Source organism: Kocuria rosea subsp. polaris (assembly GCF_001483755.1).
GTDB classification, from domain to species: domain Bacteria; phylum Actinomycetota; class Actinomycetes; order Actinomycetales; family Micrococcaceae; genus Kocuria; species Kocuria cellulosilytica.
In genome coordinates this window covers 51,825-66,985 of the sequence record NZ_LQBK01000005.1, presented here as the reverse complement: position 1 = coordinate 66,985, position 15,161 = coordinate 51,825, and the positions used below count along the sequence as shown (strand labels likewise).

The window sequence follows — 15,161 nt, the reverse complement described above, 5'->3', positions numbered from 1 at the left end:
CCGCGGCGGTGCCGCTCAGCCGGCCAGCGGATGCGCGAGCTCGTCCTCGCGCATCCGTCCGGCCCACAGGGCACCGAGCCCCAGCGCCGGGGTCAGCAGGGCCACGGTCCAGAAGATCACCGGCAGCGGCACCACCTGGGCCACGGGCCCGGCGACCGCCATCGACACCGGCATGAGGGCGATCGAGACGAAGAAGTCGAGGCTCGAGACCCGCCCCAGCAGGTGGCGCGGCACCCGGCGCTGCAGGAGCGTGCCCCACAGCACCATGCCCGCGCCGTCCCCGGCGCCGACGAAGGCCAGGCACAGCGCCATGACCCAGAACGAGTCGGTGGTGGCGACGAGACCGAAGGGCAGCGTCCCGAAGCCCCACAGCACGATCATCCAGCTGAGATAGCGCCGCGGCAGGGGCAACGACGCGACCACGAGCGAGGCCAGCGCGCTGGCACCGCCGTAGCACGCCAGCAGATAGCCGAACACGGAGGCGTCCCCGCCCAGGCGGTCCCGGACCAGGAAGGGCACGAGCACCTCCAGGGGCCCCAGCAGCAGGAACACCGCGAGCACCGCCCACAGGAGCGTCCACAGCAGCCACGGGGTCCGCACCGTGTAGCTCACGCCCTCCATGAGGTCGTCCCGCACGGAGCGGAGCGCGCCGGCGGGCTCCCGCGGCGGGGAGCGCTTCCCCGCGCCGGGTGCCGGGAGCGGCTCCCCGGCGTGCGGCGCCCCGGCGGGCTCTGCGGAGGGCTCCGCGGCCGCTCCCCCGGCAGACCCCGCGGCGGGCTCCGCGGTCGCTCCCCCGGTGGGCTCTGCGCCCGGTCCGGCGTCCTGGCCCGGCACGTCCAGGCGCAGCAGCAGGGCGAGCGCGGCCGCGTGGCAGAGCGCGATCAGGGCGAGCGCACCACCGGGCGCGGCCACCCCGATGAGCACGCCGGCCACGGCCGGCCCCGCCGCCTGCTGCAGCAGCGGGCGGGCCGTGCCCTCCGTCCCGTTGGCCGCGAGCAGCTGCCGAGCCGGCAGGATCCGGGGCAGCGAGGCCGAGTAGGCCGGGTAGAAGAAGCCGAAGCCGGCACCGAACACGAACGCCGCGGCGGCGAGCTGCCACATCCGCAGCCCGCCGGCCACGGCCAGGACGGTGACCGCCGCCGCCGTCAGGAGGTTGGCCGCCTCGACGAGGCGCAGCACCGAGGCCAGGGGGAAGCGGTCGGCCGCGATCCCGCCCACGAGCACGAAGACGAGCATGCCGAGGGCGCCCGTGGCCGTCACGGCCGAGAGGTCCACGGCCGTCCCGTCCAGCTGCAGGACCTGGTTCACGAGGGCCACCGCCCACATCCCCGTGCCGAACACGCTGAGGAACATCGCGAAGGCGAGCACGCGGTACCGGCCGAGCCGGAACGGCTCCAGCGCACGGGGCAGGGGCATGCCCCCAGTGTCCCCCTGTGCCGTCCCCTGCGCACGGGCCGCTCCGGTGGTGGTGGCCGCGGATCCGTAGGACACTGGGGCGGTGCAGACGTTCCTCCCGTACCCGGACTTCGCCCGCTCCGCCCGCGTCCTCGACCGCAAGCGGCTCGGCAAGCAGCGGGTGGAGACCCTGCAGGTGCTCCGCGCGGCCACCGTGCCCGGCTACGGGTGGTACCGCCACCCGGCCACGGCGATGTGGGCGGGGCACGTTCCCGCCCTGGTCGCCTACGGCCGCGCGATGGTCGACGAGTGGACCGCACGCGGCGGAGCCGACAGCACGGGGTGGCAGATCCGCGAGTTCGCCCCCGAGGCCTGGGACCGCCGTCCCGGCGACGACGTGGCCCCGCCGCCCCCGTGGCTCGGCGACGAGGCGCTGCACCGCTCCCACCGGTCGAACCTGCTGCGCAAGGACGAGGAGTTCTACCGCGAGGTCTTCCCCGACGACCCCGCCGGGCTGGACTACGTGTGGCCCGTGCCCGCGGAGGGCCGCACTCCCCCCGCCGAACCGCCGCAGGGCCGGCGGGCGTGGGTCCTGGCCCCGGCGGCGCACGAGGCGGCGGGCGGCGCCGTCCTCGTGCCGTTCCGCGTCCCGGAGGGTGTGCGGGAGAGCCACTGGATGCAGGCGGTGGCCCGGGTGGAGCACGAGCTGCGGGAGGGCGAACCCGTGCTGCTCCTGCACGGGGCGCCCGGCCCTGAGCAGGTGGTGGAACGGACGGTGCTGAGCGAGAACGTCCACCACGCCGTCGCAGGGTTCTCCCTCGAGCTCGAGCGCGGGGACCGGGTCCTGCGCCGGGAGCTGCCGGCCCCGGCCCGGCTGCAGTCCCCCCGGCCCCTCTTCGCCGTCCCCGCCGGGTCCGTCGGCGCGGCCGCGGGCGCGCCCCGGGTTTAATCCCGCGTCACGCAGGTCCCGCACGCACCTCCGTGGGTAGCATGTCACCCACCGGCGCCCGGCGCGCCCGACACGAGGAGGCGCGCATGCGAGGGTCCCACGTCCCCGCGACGGGCACGATCACCGTCACCGACTGGCCCGACCCGCAGGCCCGGGAACCCGGTCAGCTGGTGGTGCGCATGCTGCACGCCTCGATCTGCGGGTCCGACCTGCACGCGACCTTCCACGGGCTGCTCCACGCAGAGGGGCCGCGCCGCCCCGGCTACCCCGGCCACGAGGGGGTCGGCGTGGTGGTCGCGTCCCGGTCGGAGCGGGTTCCGGAGGGCGCCCTGGTGCTGACGGTCCCCCAGGGCGAGATGGGCGGGTGCTTCGCGGAGCTCCAGCTGCTGGACGACCTGCACGTCGTCGAGCTGCCCGCCGGCACGGACCCGGCGGACTCCCGGCAGCTGCGGCGGCTCATGATGGCGCAGCAGTACGGCACCTGCCTCTACGCCATGCGCCAGTTCTGGCCCGTGGAGACGCCCGCGCGGCGTTCCCACACGTGCGTGGTGATGGGCGCGGGCTCCGCCGGGCTGTTCTTCGTGGAGGAGGCCCGGAGACTGGGCTTCGAGCACGTCGTCGCCTCCGACCTGGACGCCGGGCGGCTCGAGGTCGCCCGGAGGCTGGGCGCGGTCCCCGTGCGGGTGCCGGAGCAGGACCTCGCCGCGGTCGTGGCCGAGGTGACCGGCGGCCGTGGGGCCGATCTCGTGATCGAGGCCGTGGGGCACGACGTGCTGCGCGACCAGGCGGTGGAGCTCGCGGCCGACCGGGGCATCGTCGGCTTCTTCGGCCTGCCGGAGCGGCACGGGCCCACCGAGGTCCCGCTGTGGACGGCGTTCCGCAAGAACCTGCGACTGCAGTGCTCCGTGGCGGCGCAGGCCGAGCCCGGCCTGACGTCCTTCCGGGAGGCCCTCCGCCGGATCTCCGAGGGCGAGATCGACGTGGAGCACTGCCTCGGGCCCGAGTACCCCCTCGAACGGATCGCGGAGGCCATGCAGCGGGCCGAGGAGCACCGGCCCGGGGACATCAAGCTGACGATCACCCCGTGACCACCGCACCCCGCGCCGTCGCCCCGTCGCCGGACGAGGGCCGCCCCGGGGCGGCCCTGCCCGCGCTGCCCTCCGTCGCCGCCACGACCGGGAGCTCGCTCGCCGTGCAGGTGATGGCCGCGGTGCGCCGGGCGATCACCGCTGGGGAGATGGAGCCCGGGCGGCTGTACTCGGTGCAGCAGCTGGCCTCCGCCATGGACGTCTCCCGCAGCCCGGTGCGGGAGGGCCTGCTGCGGCTGGGCGAGGCCGGACTGATCCGGTTCCACCGCAACCGCGGCTTCGAGATCGTCGAGGTCAGCCCCACGGACGTCGCGGAGATCCTCGCGGTGCGCACGGCGCTGGAGGTGCCCGCCGCCCGGCGGGCCGCCCGGCTCGCGGGGCCCGAGGAGCTGGACCGCGTCCGGGCCCAGTGGCAGACGATGCACGACGCGGCCCGCACCGGGGACCTCGAGGCGACCGCCCGGGCCGACGAGGGGCTGCACCGGCTGCTGCTGCTGCTCGCCGGCAACTCCCAGGCCCTCGAGCTCGTCGAGCGGCTGCGCACCACCACGGCCTTCCTGGGCGTCGTGGCCGCCGCGTCGCGGCGGCCCGTCGACGAGCTCGCACGGGAGCACGACGCCCTGGTGCGGGCCGTGCTCGCCCGCGACGAGAAGGCGGCGGCGCGCGCCATGCGCGAGCACCTCGCCTCGACCGCGCGACGGCTCGTCGCCCAGGCGCTGCTCGCCCGGCGCACGCCCGCGGAGCGCGTCGAGGAGCTCACCGCGCAGGTGTGGGACGCCGCCTCCGCAGGGTACTGAGACGAGGCGCCGGCCCACGGTGCCGGGCCGCAGGGCCGGGCCACGGTGCCGGGCCGCAGGGCCGGGCCACGGTGCCGGGCCGCAGGGCCGGGCCACGGTGCTGGGCCGGGGTCCGGGGCTGGCGCCACGACGGGGACCGAACGGGGGTGCGCTCCCGCCGATCCCGTCCGGGGCTGAGCGCGTCTGCGCCGACGGGCGGTCGGATGCCCCAGCCGGCCCGTCGGCGGGCTGGGGCATCCGGCACGGCTGCCCGGGGGTGCACCCGTGCCGGCCGAGCAGGAATGGGGGGCTCCTGCCGACCGGCACCACCGTAGGAGTCCCTGGTGGCGCCACGACGAACGGCAGCTGAACACCGGGTGCCGGGGTCCTCGGCGTCGTCGTGCGGGCGGACGTCCCCGGCGGCGCAGCCGTCGCCTCCGGTCCACCCTCCGGTCACCGGAGTGCCGTCCGGGCCGGGCACCCTGGTGGCACCGTCCCGAGGAGGAGGGGGGAACAGAACAGCGGGAACGGAGCAGCGGGAACAGGTGCGGCCGGACGCTGGACGGCAGTGGCCGGCCCGCCCGGGCGCTCAGCCCCCGTCGTCCCCGCTCTCCCGCGGGAGGCGCACCTCGAAGCGGCAGTGTCCCCGCGGGTCCTCGCCCGCGCTGATCGTGCCCCCGTGGGCCGCGGCGATCTCCCGGCTGATCGCCAGGCCCAGTCCGGATCCGCCCGTGTCCCGCGCCCGGGAGTCGTCGAGCCGCACGAACCGCTCAAAGACCCGATCCCGGTCCTCCGGGGCGATGGTGTCGCCGTCGTTGACCACGTCCACGACGGCCTCGTCCCCCTCCGCCCGCAGGGAGACCTCGATCCAGGTGTCCGCGTGCCGCTCCGCGTTGGAGAGCAGGTTGCGCACCACCTGCTGCAGCCGGCTGGCGTCCCCGCGCACCCGCACGGGGTCCACCTGCACGCGCACCTCGTGCCGCGAGGCCGGACGCATCCGGGCGAGCTCCTCCCGGACCACCTCGTCCAGGTCCGTGTCCGCGGTGCGAAGCCGCAGTCCGGCGTCGTCGATCTTGGCGAGGGTCAGGAGGTCCTCCACGAGCCGCCCCATCCGGCGGGACTGGGACCTGAGCACGGGGGCGACCTCCGGCCACGCCGCCCCGGACGGGTCCGAGGCGGCGACCTCGATCGTGGTGGTGAGGGTGGTCAGCGGGCTCCGGAGCTCGTGGGAGGCGTCCGCGACGAACCTGCGCTGGGCGCGGTCGGAGGCCTCCAGCCGGTCCAGCATCCCGTTCATGGTGGTGGCGAGCTCCGCGATCTCGTCCCGGGTGGGCGGCACGTCGACCCGCTCCCCCAGGCGGGCCGTCCCGATCCGCCGGACCTGCCCGGTGATGCGCCGCACCGGGGCGAGGGAGCGGCCGACGAGGAACCACATGAGCGCGGCCCCGAGCAGCGCGAGCGCCGGCCCCCCGACCAGCAGGAACAGGGACACCGTCCGGAGGGTGCCCTGCTGCAGCGCCATGGGCACCGCCACCGTCAGCGTCAGGGGCTCCCCGTTGATGTACATGCCGTGAGCGACATACACGAAGTCGTCGGTCCCGGGCACCGGCCCCTCCCCGGTCGCCGCGGAGTCGGAGGACTCCCCCGGCTCCAGGACCGGCACGGACAGGTCCGTGTCCAGCGCGCTGGCGGGGGACGCCGCCACCACCTGCCCCTCCACGTCCTGGAGCTGCACGATGACCCCCGGCCGGCCGAGCCGCAGCATCAGCTCGCCGAGGCCGGTCCGCGTGAACACGGCCGTCTCCCCTGCCGTGCCCCCGGCGCTGCGCGGCCCCCACGGCAGACCCAGGTCCCGCAGGATCTCCGTCTGGCGGGCCACGGCCTGGTCGTGGGCGGCCCCCACCGCCGCGCGGCTGAGGACCTCGAGCAGCACGGCCCCGGCCACGGCCATCACGAGGAGGATGAGCAGCGCCGCGGCCGCCGTGCTGCGCTCCCGCACTCCCCACCGGTCGAGGGGACGCCTTCCGCGGCGGATCACGCCGCCGGTGTCCCGGGCTCGTCGGCGACCAGTCGGTAGCCCATGCCGCGGACGGTCTGCAGCGTCGAGAGGCCGAAGGGGGCGTCGATCTTCTTGCGCAGGTAGCCCACGTACACCTCGACGATGTTCTCGGAGCCCTCGAAGCCGGCGTCCCAGGCGTTGTCCATGATCTGGTGCTTCGAGACGACCTGCTCCGCGTTCTGCATCAGGTACTGGAGGATGACGTACTCCTTCGCGGTGAGCTCGAGCGCCTGCCCGCGGCGGGTCACGGTCCGGCGGACGGGGTCGAGCCGGAGGGACCCGACCGCGAGCACCACGGGCCGCTCGGGCGCTCCGCGGCGGATGAGGGCGCGCAGCCGGGCCACGAGCACGAGGAAGCTGAAGGGCTTGGTGAGGTAGTCGTCGGCGCCGAGGTCGAAGGCGTCGGTCTGGTCGTACTCGCCGTCCTTGGCCGTGAGCATCAGCACGGGGACCCAGTTCTCGGCGGCCCGCAGGTTCTCGAGCACGGCGTAGCCGTTCCGGCCCGGCAGCATCAGGTCCAGGACCACCACGTCGTAGGGGTTCTCCCGGGCCAGCCACTCCCCGGTGATCCCGTCGTGGGCGACGTCGACGACGAAGCCCTCGTTCGTGAGGCCGCGGCGCAACGACTCCGCGAGGTCCGCCTCGTCCTCCACCAGCAGCACGCGCACGCGTCCTCCCGTTCTCGTCCGTGGGCGCGGAGGGTCCCGCCCCGGCCCAGTCTTCCGCACGCGGGCTGAGGATCGGTTGAGAAGACCGTTCCGGACGGGCCGCGCCGCGATCTTCTCCCCAACCGGTGCACAAAGTTGTCCACAGGTGTGGAGAACCGTGTGCACAGCTCGCTCTCCACAGCGTTATTAACAGCTGTGGAAGCCGCCCCGGCGCTGTCCACACCGTTGATCACAGGTGTGGAATTCCACCGGTGCAACTTGTCGACAGATGGGGACAACCCCTGTGGAGAACACCGTCCGTCCCCGGTGCCCGAGCGCGCACGGGCGGGGCGGGGACGGAGTCAGTGGGGACGGTGTCAGCGGCGGCGGCCGGCACCGCGACGCCTGCGGGTGGCCGCGGTGTAGCCGAAGGCGACCAGCGCCCCGGTGAGCAGCCCGCCCAGGTGCGCCTGCCAGGCGATGCCGGGGAAGAGGAACCCGAAGACGACGTTCACGCCGATCAGCACCGCGATGGGCGTGATGGACTGCCCCAGGTGGCGCTGCAGCACGAAGAGCGCGCCGAAGAGGCCGAAGACTCCTCCGGACGCGCCGACCACGAGGCTGAGCGGGTGCGAGAGCAGCAGGACGCCCACCGAGCCGCCCAGCACGGAGAGCAGGAACAGCAGCAGGAACCGGCCGCGGCCCAGCGCCGGCTCGAGCATCCGCCCGAACAGGTAGAGCATGTACATGTTCAGGAGCAGGTGCAGCGGGCTCGACATCGAGTGCAGGAACCCGCTCGTGAGCATCCGCCACGGCTCGGAGGTGGTGGTGACGGGGGCGTAGGCGAACAGCTGCAGCAGGCTCACGCCCACCGCCTGCAGGAGCCACTGCAGCGCGTAGACCACCGCGTTGGCGCCGATGAGCCACCAGGTGACGAGCATCGAGGAGCCCCGGGCGGCCCGGCCGCCCAGGCTCGTGCGCACGGCCGGGCGCGAGCGCCCGGCCTCCTGCACGCAGTCGACGCAGTGGACGCCCACCGCGGCCGTGCGCTGGCACTCCGGGCACGTCGGACGGCCGCAGCGCTGGCACGTGACGTACGCCGGCCGGTCGGGATGACGCGGGCACACCGGGGTCTCGCCCCCGGTGGACGCGCCGTACTGCGGTCGCTCGCCGCTCACTGGAACTCCTCCTGGGCCGGTCCGGGCCCGGGTCGCTGGACGGGACGGGAACGGCGCAGGCCCGCCCGGATCGCTCCGGACGGGCCTGCGCCGCTGGTCCCCGTCCCGGCGGCGCCGGGACGGGGACGTCGCTCGGATCTAGAGCTGCTCGACGTCGATCGAGGTGATCACGCAGTCCTCGACCGGACGGTCCATGGCGCCGGTGCGGACGTCGTTGAGCTCGTCGACGACCTTCCGGGACGCGTCGTCGGCCACCTCGCCGAAGATGGTGTGCTTGCCCTGCAGCCAGGTGGTGGGGGCGGTGGTGATGAAGAACTGGGACCCGTTGGTGCCCTTGCCGTTGCGCTTGCCGGCGTTGGCCATCGCCAGGATGTAGGGCTCGTTGAAGTTCAGCTCGGGGTGGATCTCGTCGTCGAACTCGTAGCCCGGTCCGCCGATGCCCTGGCCCAGGGGGTCCCCGCCCTGGATCATGAAGTCGCGGATGATGCGGTGGAAGACCACGTCCTGGTACAGGGGCCCGGTCTGCTTCTCGCCGGTGCGCGGGTCGCTCCACTCCTGGGTGCCGTCCGAGAGGCCGATGAAGTTCTTGACGGTCTTCGGGGCGTGGTTGCCGAACAGGTTCACGACGATGTCGCCGTGGTTCGTGTGGATGGTCGCCTTGGCGGTGGGAATGGCAGAAGTCATGGGCTCATTCTTGCACGGTGCCCGGAGGCCGTCCCCGGCGGGGTCCCAGGGTTCAGCGCACAGTGAAAAGGCCCGGGATTGCGCGGCGCACCCTCCTGCCGGAACGGCTCTGCCCGTATGCTGACAAAGGATTGTCACGACCCGAGGAGGGATGGATTCATGAGCTTCAAGAAGTCCAAGAGCGAGAAGAAGGCCGTCGCGGCGCAGAAGGCCGCGGAGAGCAGGGTCCTGGACGCCGGCAAGTGGGCGTCCAAGGAGATCGGTGACCTCGCGCCCCGGCTCCAGCACGGTGTCGAGGCGGGCGCCGCGGCCCTCGCCGGCGGTGTCGCGACCGCCGGCCCGAAGGTGCAGGAGGGACTGGGCCGCGCCCACGAGCTCTCCGGCTCCGCGAAGCTGAAGGCTGCCGCGGTGACCGCTCCGGTCGCGGCGAAGGCCGCGAAGACCGCGGGCCCCGTGGCCGCGAAGGCCGCCGACCGGGCCTCCGAGAGCCGCACCGCGATGCAGGCGAAGTACGCCGGTGCCGCCGCCCTGCTCGCCGGCAAGTTCGCCGACGCGGACACCCCGGAGCAGCTCGAGGCCATCGTCGCGAAGCTCACGGGCGACAAGAAGGCCGTGGCCAACGCGAAGAAGGCCGCCGCGAAGGTCGCCAAGGACTACGCCAGGCAGCAGAAGAAGGCGGAGAAGTCCCACAAGGGCCTGCTGCTGCTGGGCCTGCTCACCGCCGGCGGTGTGGCCGGCGTGGCCGCCTGGAAGGCCTCGCGCCCCGTCGAGGACCCCTGGAAGACCCCCGCGGCCACGTCCCCGCGCGTGACCGCGTCCCCGGTGGCCCAGCAGTCCACCGTGGCCGCCGGCACCGGCGTGCAGGTCGACGACGTCAAGGACGCGACCACCCCGGCCGGCCAGTCCGGCGGTGTCTCGGAGGCGGCCTCCGAGGTCAAGGACAACGCCAAGTCCGTCGGTGACGACGCCAAGACCACGATCCACGAGGTCAAGGAGCAGATCCAGGGCAAGCAGGACGAGAACGAGGCCTGAGCCCCGCCCGATCGACCGGAGACCCCCGCTCCCCTTCCGGGAGCGGGGGTCTCCGTCCGTCTGCGGGGTCCGGCGCTCAGCCCTGGAACCAGACGATGACGTCCTGGAGCGTGTCCCACGCCTGGTAGAGGCCGAGCACGGTGAACAGCACCACGCACACCGCCAGCATCACGTTCGTGAAGACGCCGTTGCGCCAGCGCTCGGGCGTGCGCCGGGTGTTGAGCAGCCAGATCAGGGTCAGGGCCAGGAACGGCATGAACAGGGCGCCCAGCACGCCGTAGAGCAGGATCAGGAACACCGGCCGGCCCAGCATGAACAGGAGCATGGGCGGGAAGGTCAGCCACAGCAGGTAGAAGCGGAAGTACTTGCCGCCGGTCACGGTGTCCGGGTGCCCGCTGTGCTTGCCGCGGATGTTGCCCCAGAAGTCGGCGAACATGAGGGAGACGCCGGACCACACGCCGACCAGCGAGGAGAAGGACGCCGCCCAGAAGCCCACGAGGAACGCGGTGCCGATGACGTCGCCGTAGCGGTCCTTGAGGATCTCGCCGAGCTCGAGCAGGCCCTCGTCCCCGGCGCTGATCGCGTACCCCGCGGAGTACAGCACCTCGACGCCCACGATGAGCATGGCGACCACGAAGATGCCGGTGACGGTGTAGGCGGCCGCGTTGTCCAACTGCATCACCCGCATCCAGCGCGGCCGGTACCAGCCCTTCTCCCGCAGCCAGTAGCCGTAGGCGGCCAGGGTGATGGTGCCGCCGATCCCGCCGGCCAGCGCCAGGGTGTAGACCAGCCCACCCTCCGGGATGACCGGCACGAAGCCGGTGATCATGTCCGGGACGTTCGGGACCGCGATGATCGCCAGCCCCACGACCACGACGAACATGATGCCGACCATGAGCGCGGCGAGCCGCTCCACGAGGGCGTAGCGGCCGAACCAGACCATGAAGAAGCCGAGCAGGCCCATGAAGACGGCCCACGCCCACAGGGGCAGGACCGGGAACAGCGCCGCGAGCGGCAGCGCGGCCGAGGACATGGCGGTGGCTCCGTAGACGAACCCCCAGATGATGATGTACGGCCCGAAGTAGACGGTGGTCCACCGGCCCAGGGAGCGCCAGCCCTCGAAGATGGTGCGTCCGGTGGCCAGGGAGTACCGCCCGGCCCCCTCGACGAGGATGATCTTCAGGACCGTGCCGAGCACGACCGCCCAGAGCAGGCCGTAGCCGAACCGGGAGCCGGCCGTGAGCGTGGCCACGAGGTCCGCGGCGCCCACCCCGGTGGCCGCGACCACCAGGCCCGGTCCCACGACCTTCCAGCCGTTGACCTTCTCGAGCGGTTCGCCGGGGTCGATGCCCGGCAGGGGAGTGAGCGCCTTGTCGGCGAAGTCGTCTCGGGGCATGGCTTCTCCTGGGTTCCGGGCGGCTCTCCTGGCAACGGCCGGGGAACTCGCCGGGAGGACGGTCGGGGACGCGCCCAGTCTGCCACGGGATCTGCGCTCCGACGTGCGGTGACCCCGGGACGGGGACCTCGCCGGGAACGAGAAGATCCCGACCGAGCATCTGCTCGATCGGGATCCGATGTGGTGGAGGCGAGGGGACTCGAACCCCTAACCCTCTGCTTGCAAAGCAGATGCGCTACCAGTTGCGCCACGCCCCCGCGGTGTGCGGGCTACTCCACCTCGTCGGTGGCGTCCGCCCAGGCGGACCTGTCGGCGTCGGCCTCCCGCAGCTTGGTGAGCACCGCGACCGATGCCCCGACCAGGGCGAGCGCCGCAGCCACTTTCCTGTTCACGCCTGCCTCCTGACCTGCGGAAAGGGAAACCGTGGGCGTACCAGGAATTGAACCTGGGACCTCTTCGTTATCAGCGAAGCGCTCTAACCGTCTGAGCTATACGCCCTTTCCGGCCCTTGCGGACCGAGAAGAAACGATACCGGAGTTGCCGACCCGTGCCAAATCACGGCGACCGGGCCGGCCTCCGCCGGCCGTGCGGTCAGTCGTCCGTGAGCGTGAGCCCGATGCCGCCCACGAGGGCCGCCGCGATGTTGTACAGCAGCGCGGCGAGCACCGAGAGCGCGGTCAGCAGGATGACGTTGACCACGGAGACGATCGTCGCGAAGATCGCGATCTGCCCCAGGGACAGGAAGTCCTTGATGTTCAGGGCCCCGCCCGCGCCGCCCAGCATCCCGAGCAGCTCGTTGATCCCGTCGAACAGGCCGGTGAGGTCCAGGACGATCCACAGCACGACCGCGGCGACCACGGTGATGATCCCCAGCGCGACCGAGAGCAGGAACGCGAGCTTGAGCACCGACCAGGTGTCCACCTTCGAGACCACGAGCCGCGCCCGGCGCACGCGCGGGCGCGGGGCCGGGCGGACCAGGCCCTTCGCCGGGCTCGCGGGCCGCGTGCTCTTGGCCGCACCGGAGCCGGGCTTGGCCGCACCCGGCTTGGCGGGCCCGGAGCCGGACTTCGCCGGCTTCGGCGCGGTCCGGGCGCTCGTCGAGGGCCTCGCCGTCCCGGACGGCGCCCCGGTCCCCGTCCGGGGCGCGGACGCGAGGGGGGCGCGTCCGGACTTGCCGGCGGCGTTGGAGCCGGAACTCGAGCTCATGCGTTACCTCCGTTGTTGTTCGGGTCCAACGCTACTTCATCGTCCGCCGTGTCCCCGGAACCGGGGACGGACCCGTGCTCGTCGTCCGCCCCGTCGTCCAGGACGTCGGCCGTCTCCATCGTCTCGTCGAGCTGGACGTCGACCTCGGCCACGGCCTCGGCGTCGACCTCCTCGGCGATCTCCCGCTCCGCGTTGTGGGCCACCCCGGTGATCGCGTCGCCCTGCGCGGGCTTGGCGAAGATCACGCCCATCGTGTCGCGGCCCTTGGCCGGGACCTCGGAGGCGCCGGTGCGCACGACCTTGCCGGACTCCATCACCACGAGGACCTCGTCCTCCTCCCCCACGATGATCCCGCCGACCAGCCGGCCGCGCTGCTCCGCGAGCTTCGCCACCTTGATGCCGAGGCCGCCGCGGCCCTGCACCCGGTACTCCTCCACCTTGGTGCGCTTGGCGTAGCCGCCCTCGGTGACCACGAAGACGTAGGCGTCGTCGGTGACCACGTTGGCGGACAGCAGCTCGTCGCCGTCGCGGAACTTCATCCCGGTCACGCCGGAGGTCGCCCGCCCCATGGGCCGCAGCACCTCGTCGCTCGCGGTGAAGCGCAGGGACATGCCGTTGCGCGAGACCAGGAGCAGGTCGTCCTCCGCGGAGGCGAGCTGAGCCGAGACCAGCTCGTCGTCGTCGCGCAGGTTGATCGCGATCACCCCGGCCGTGCGGTTGGTGTCGTAGTCCATCAGCCGGGACTTCTTGACGAGACCCTTGCGGGTGGCGAGCACCAGGTACGGGGCGTCGCTGTACGAGCGCAGCTCCATGACCTGCGCGATCCGCTCCCCCGGCTGGAAGGCCATCAGGTTCGCCACGTGCTGGCCCTTGGAGTCCCGGCCCGCCTCGAGCAGCTCGTACGCCTTGGTGCGGTAGACCCGGCCCAGGTTCGTGAAGAACAGGATCCAGTTGTGCGTGGTGGTGACGAAGAAGTGCTCGACGACGTCGTCCCCGCGCAGCTGCGCGCCCTTGACGCCCTTGCCGCCCCGCCGCTGGGAGCGGTACTGGTCGGAGCGGGTGCGCTTGACGTATCCGCCGCGGGTGATGGTGACGACCATCTCCTCCTCGGGGATCAGGTCCTCCATCGACATGTCGCCGTCGTAGCCGTACATGATCTCGGACCGGCGGTCGTCGCCGAAGCGGCTCACGATCTCCTCGAGCTCGGAGGAGATGATGCCGCGCTGGCGCTCCTCCGAGGCGATGATCTCGGTGTACTCGGCGATGAGCCGCTCGAGCTCCGCGTGCCGGTCCTGGATCTTCTGCCGCTCGAGGGCCGCGAGCCGGCGCAGCTGCATGTTGAGGATGGCCTGCGCCTGGTCCTCGTCGATCTGCAGGAGCTCCATGAGCCCGGTGCGGGCGTCGTCGGCCGTCGGGGAGCGGCGGATGAGCGCGATGACCTCGTCGAGGGCGTCGAGCGCCTTGAGCAGGCCCCGCAGGATGTGGGCCTCGGCCTCGGCCTGCCGCAGCCGGTACTGCGTGCGGCGGACGATGACGTCCATCTGGTGGGTGACCCAGTGCCGGATGAACGCGTCGAGGCTCAGGGTGCGGGGCACCCCGTCCACGAGCGCGAGCATGTTGGCGGAGAAGTTGTCCTGCAGCTGCGTGTGCTTGTAGAGGTTGTTGAGCACCACCTTGGCCACGGCGTCGCGCTTGAGCACGATCACCAGCCGCTGGCCGGTGCGCCCGGAGGTCTCGTCCCGGATGTCGGCGATGCCGGTGATCCGGCCGTCCTTCACGAGGTCCGCGATCTTCATCGCGAGGTTGTCCGGGTTCGCCTGGTAGGGCAGCTCGGTGACCACCAGGCAGGTGCGGTTGTGGATCTCCTCGACGCTGACCACGGCGCGCATGGCGATCGAGCCCCGCCCCGTGCGGTAGGCGTCCTCGATGCCCTTGTGCCCGAGGATCTGCGCGCCGGTCGGGAAGTCCGGGCCCTTGATCCGCTGCAGGAGCTCCTCGAGCAGCTCCTCGTTGGAGACGTCCGGGTGCTGGAGGTACCACTGCACGCCGTCCGCGACCTCGCGCAGGTTGTGCGGCGGGATGTTGGTGGCCATGCCCACGGCGATCCCGGAGGAGCCGTTGACCAGCAGGTTCGGGAACCGGGACGGCAGCACCGACGGCTCCTGGTTCTTGCCGTCGTAGTTGTCCTGGAAGTCGACGGTCTCCTCGTGGATGTCCCGGACCATCTCCATGGCGATGGGCGCCATCTTGGTCTCGGTGTACCGGGGGGCCGCCGCGCCGTCGTTGCCCGGGGAGCCGAAGTTGCCCTGGCCCAGCGCGAGCGGGTAGCGCATCACCCAGCCCTGGATCAGCCGCACGAGGGCGTCGTAGATCGCGGAGTCGCCGTGCGGGTGGTACTGGCCCATGACCTCACCCACCACGCGGGCGCACTTGTTGAAGGAGCGGTCCGGGCGGTAGCCGCCGTCGTACATCGCGTAGAGCACGCGCCGGTGCACCGGCTTGAGCCCGTCGCGGACGTCCGGCAGGGCGCGCCCCACGATGACGGCCATGGCGTAGTCGAGGTAGGACCGCTGCATCTCGGTCTGCAGGTCCACCTGCTCCACGCGGTCGGTCAGCACGGGGGTGTGCTCGAGGTCGCCGGCGAGGCCGGCGTCCTCGGGGGTCCGGCCGTCCTGGGTCTCGTCACTCATGCGGTCTTTCCGTTCTGTCTGCTGGTCCTCGGTGTCCTGCGCAGGCCCCGCCCCCGGCTGT

General features: G+C 72.8%; 13 protein-coding genes and 2 tRNA genes. 4 read left to right on the top strand and 11 right to left on the bottom strand.

The window, feature by feature from the left end; genetic code table 11:
- Positions 1-15: 15 nt before the first annotated feature.
- On the bottom strand, positions 16-1,416 hold the full coding sequence (locus tag AVL61_RS05235; RefSeq protein ID WP_058873305.1) for an MFS transporter: 1,401 nt from the start codon (positions 1,414-1,416) through the stop codon (positions 16-18).
- Between the two features lie 82 nt (positions 1,417-1,498).
- Between AVL61_RS05235 and AVL61_RS17320 the strand changes: the two genes are divergently transcribed.
- The 3 genes from AVL61_RS17320 (at position 1,499) to AVL61_RS05220 (ending at position 4,229) form a co-directional block, all read left to right on the top strand.
- Positions 1,499-2,344, top strand: coding sequence for an MSMEG_6728 family protein (locus tag AVL61_RS17320; protein ID WP_082696976.1), 846 nt, complete (start codon positions 1,499-1,501; stop codon positions 2,342-2,344).
- A gap of 86 nt (positions 2,345-2,430) precedes the next feature.
- Positions 2,431-3,432 carry a zinc-binding dehydrogenase gene (locus tag AVL61_RS05225; RefSeq protein WP_058873304.1) on the top strand — a complete coding sequence of 334 codons (1,002 nt, stop codon included), beginning with the start codon at positions 2,431-2,433 and terminating at the stop codon, positions 3,430-3,432.
- Complete coding sequence (locus tag AVL61_RS05220; protein ID WP_058873303.1) at positions 3,429-4,229, top strand: GntR family transcriptional regulator; 801 nt, start codon at positions 3,429-3,431, stop codon at positions 4,227-4,229. The genes AVL61_RS05225 and AVL61_RS05220 overlap by 4 nt, the downstream gene beginning before the upstream one ends.
- A gap of 568 nt (positions 4,230-4,797) precedes the next feature.
- Here AVL61_RS05220 and AVL61_RS05215 read toward each other — a convergent pair.
- The 4 genes from AVL61_RS05215 to AVL61_RS05200 all read right to left on the bottom strand — a co-directional run bounded on the left by AVL61_RS05215 (position 4,798) and on the right by AVL61_RS05200 (position 8,776).
- Positions 4,798-6,207: a sensor histidine kinase gene (locus AVL61_RS05215; protein WP_058873302.1), complete on the bottom strand. Its 1,410-nt coding sequence runs from the start codon at positions 6,205-6,207 to the stop codon at positions 4,798-4,800.
- Positions 6,208-6,242: 35 nt separating this feature from the next.
- On the bottom strand, positions 6,243-6,935 hold the full coding sequence (locus AVL61_RS05210) for a response regulator transcription factor (RefSeq protein ID WP_058873301.1): 693 nt from the start codon (positions 6,933-6,935) through the stop codon (positions 6,243-6,245).
- 356 nt (positions 6,936-7,291) lie between these two features.
- On the bottom strand, positions 7,292-8,092 hold the full coding sequence (locus AVL61_RS05205) for a rhomboid family intramembrane serine protease (protein ID WP_058873300.1): 801 nt from the start codon (positions 8,090-8,092) through the stop codon (positions 7,292-7,294).
- Positions 8,093-8,230: 138 nt separating this feature from the next.
- Positions 8,231-8,776 (bottom strand): peptidylprolyl isomerase, encoded by a 546-nt coding sequence (locus tag AVL61_RS05200; protein ID WP_058873299.1) that lies wholly within the window; start codon positions 8,774-8,776, stop codon positions 8,231-8,233.
- Positions 8,777-8,935: 159 nt separating this feature from the next.
- On the opposite strand from AVL61_RS05200, the gene AVL61_RS05195 reads away from it, so the two are divergent.
- The gene (locus tag AVL61_RS05195) at positions 8,936-9,808 is read left to right on the top strand and encodes a hypothetical protein (RefSeq protein ID WP_058873298.1); all 873 of its coding nucleotides are present in this window, start codon (positions 8,936-8,938) and stop codon (positions 9,806-9,808) included.
- Positions 9,809-9,884: 76 nt separating this feature from the next.
- On the opposite strand, the gene AVL61_RS05190 is transcribed toward AVL61_RS05195, so the two are convergent.
- The 6 genes from AVL61_RS05190 to gyrA all read right to left on the bottom strand — a co-directional run bounded on the left by AVL61_RS05190 (position 9,885) and on the right by gyrA (position 15,100).
- Entirely contained in the window at positions 9,885-11,204 is a 1,320-nt protein-coding gene (locus tag AVL61_RS05190) for an Nramp family divalent metal transporter (RefSeq protein WP_058873297.1), read from the bottom strand.
- A 181-nt stretch (positions 11,205-11,385) separates the two neighbouring features.
- Positions 11,386-11,461 (bottom strand) — tRNA-Ala (locus AVL61_RS05185).
- A 12-nt stretch (positions 11,462-11,473) separates the two neighbouring features.
- On the bottom strand, positions 11,474-11,596 hold the full coding sequence (locus tag AVL61_RS18585) for a hypothetical protein (RefSeq protein WP_269433307.1): 123 nt from the start codon (positions 11,594-11,596) through the stop codon (positions 11,474-11,476).
- Positions 11,597-11,628: 32 nt separating this feature from the next.
- Positions 11,629-11,702: transfer RNA gene (locus tag AVL61_RS05180), tRNA-Ile, on the bottom strand.
- Positions 11,703-11,795: 93 nt separating this feature from the next.
- A complete protein-coding gene (locus AVL61_RS17315; RefSeq protein WP_082696975.1) occupies positions 11,796-12,410 on the bottom strand; it encodes a DUF3566 domain-containing protein in 615 nt (204 codons plus the stop codon).
- Complete coding sequence (gyrA, locus tag AVL61_RS05170) at positions 12,407-15,100, bottom strand: DNA gyrase subunit A (protein WP_058873296.1); 2,694 nt, start codon at positions 15,098-15,100, stop codon at positions 12,407-12,409. The genes AVL61_RS17315 and gyrA overlap by 4 nt, the downstream gene beginning before the upstream one ends.
- Between the last annotated feature and the right edge of the window lie 61 nt (positions 15,101-15,161).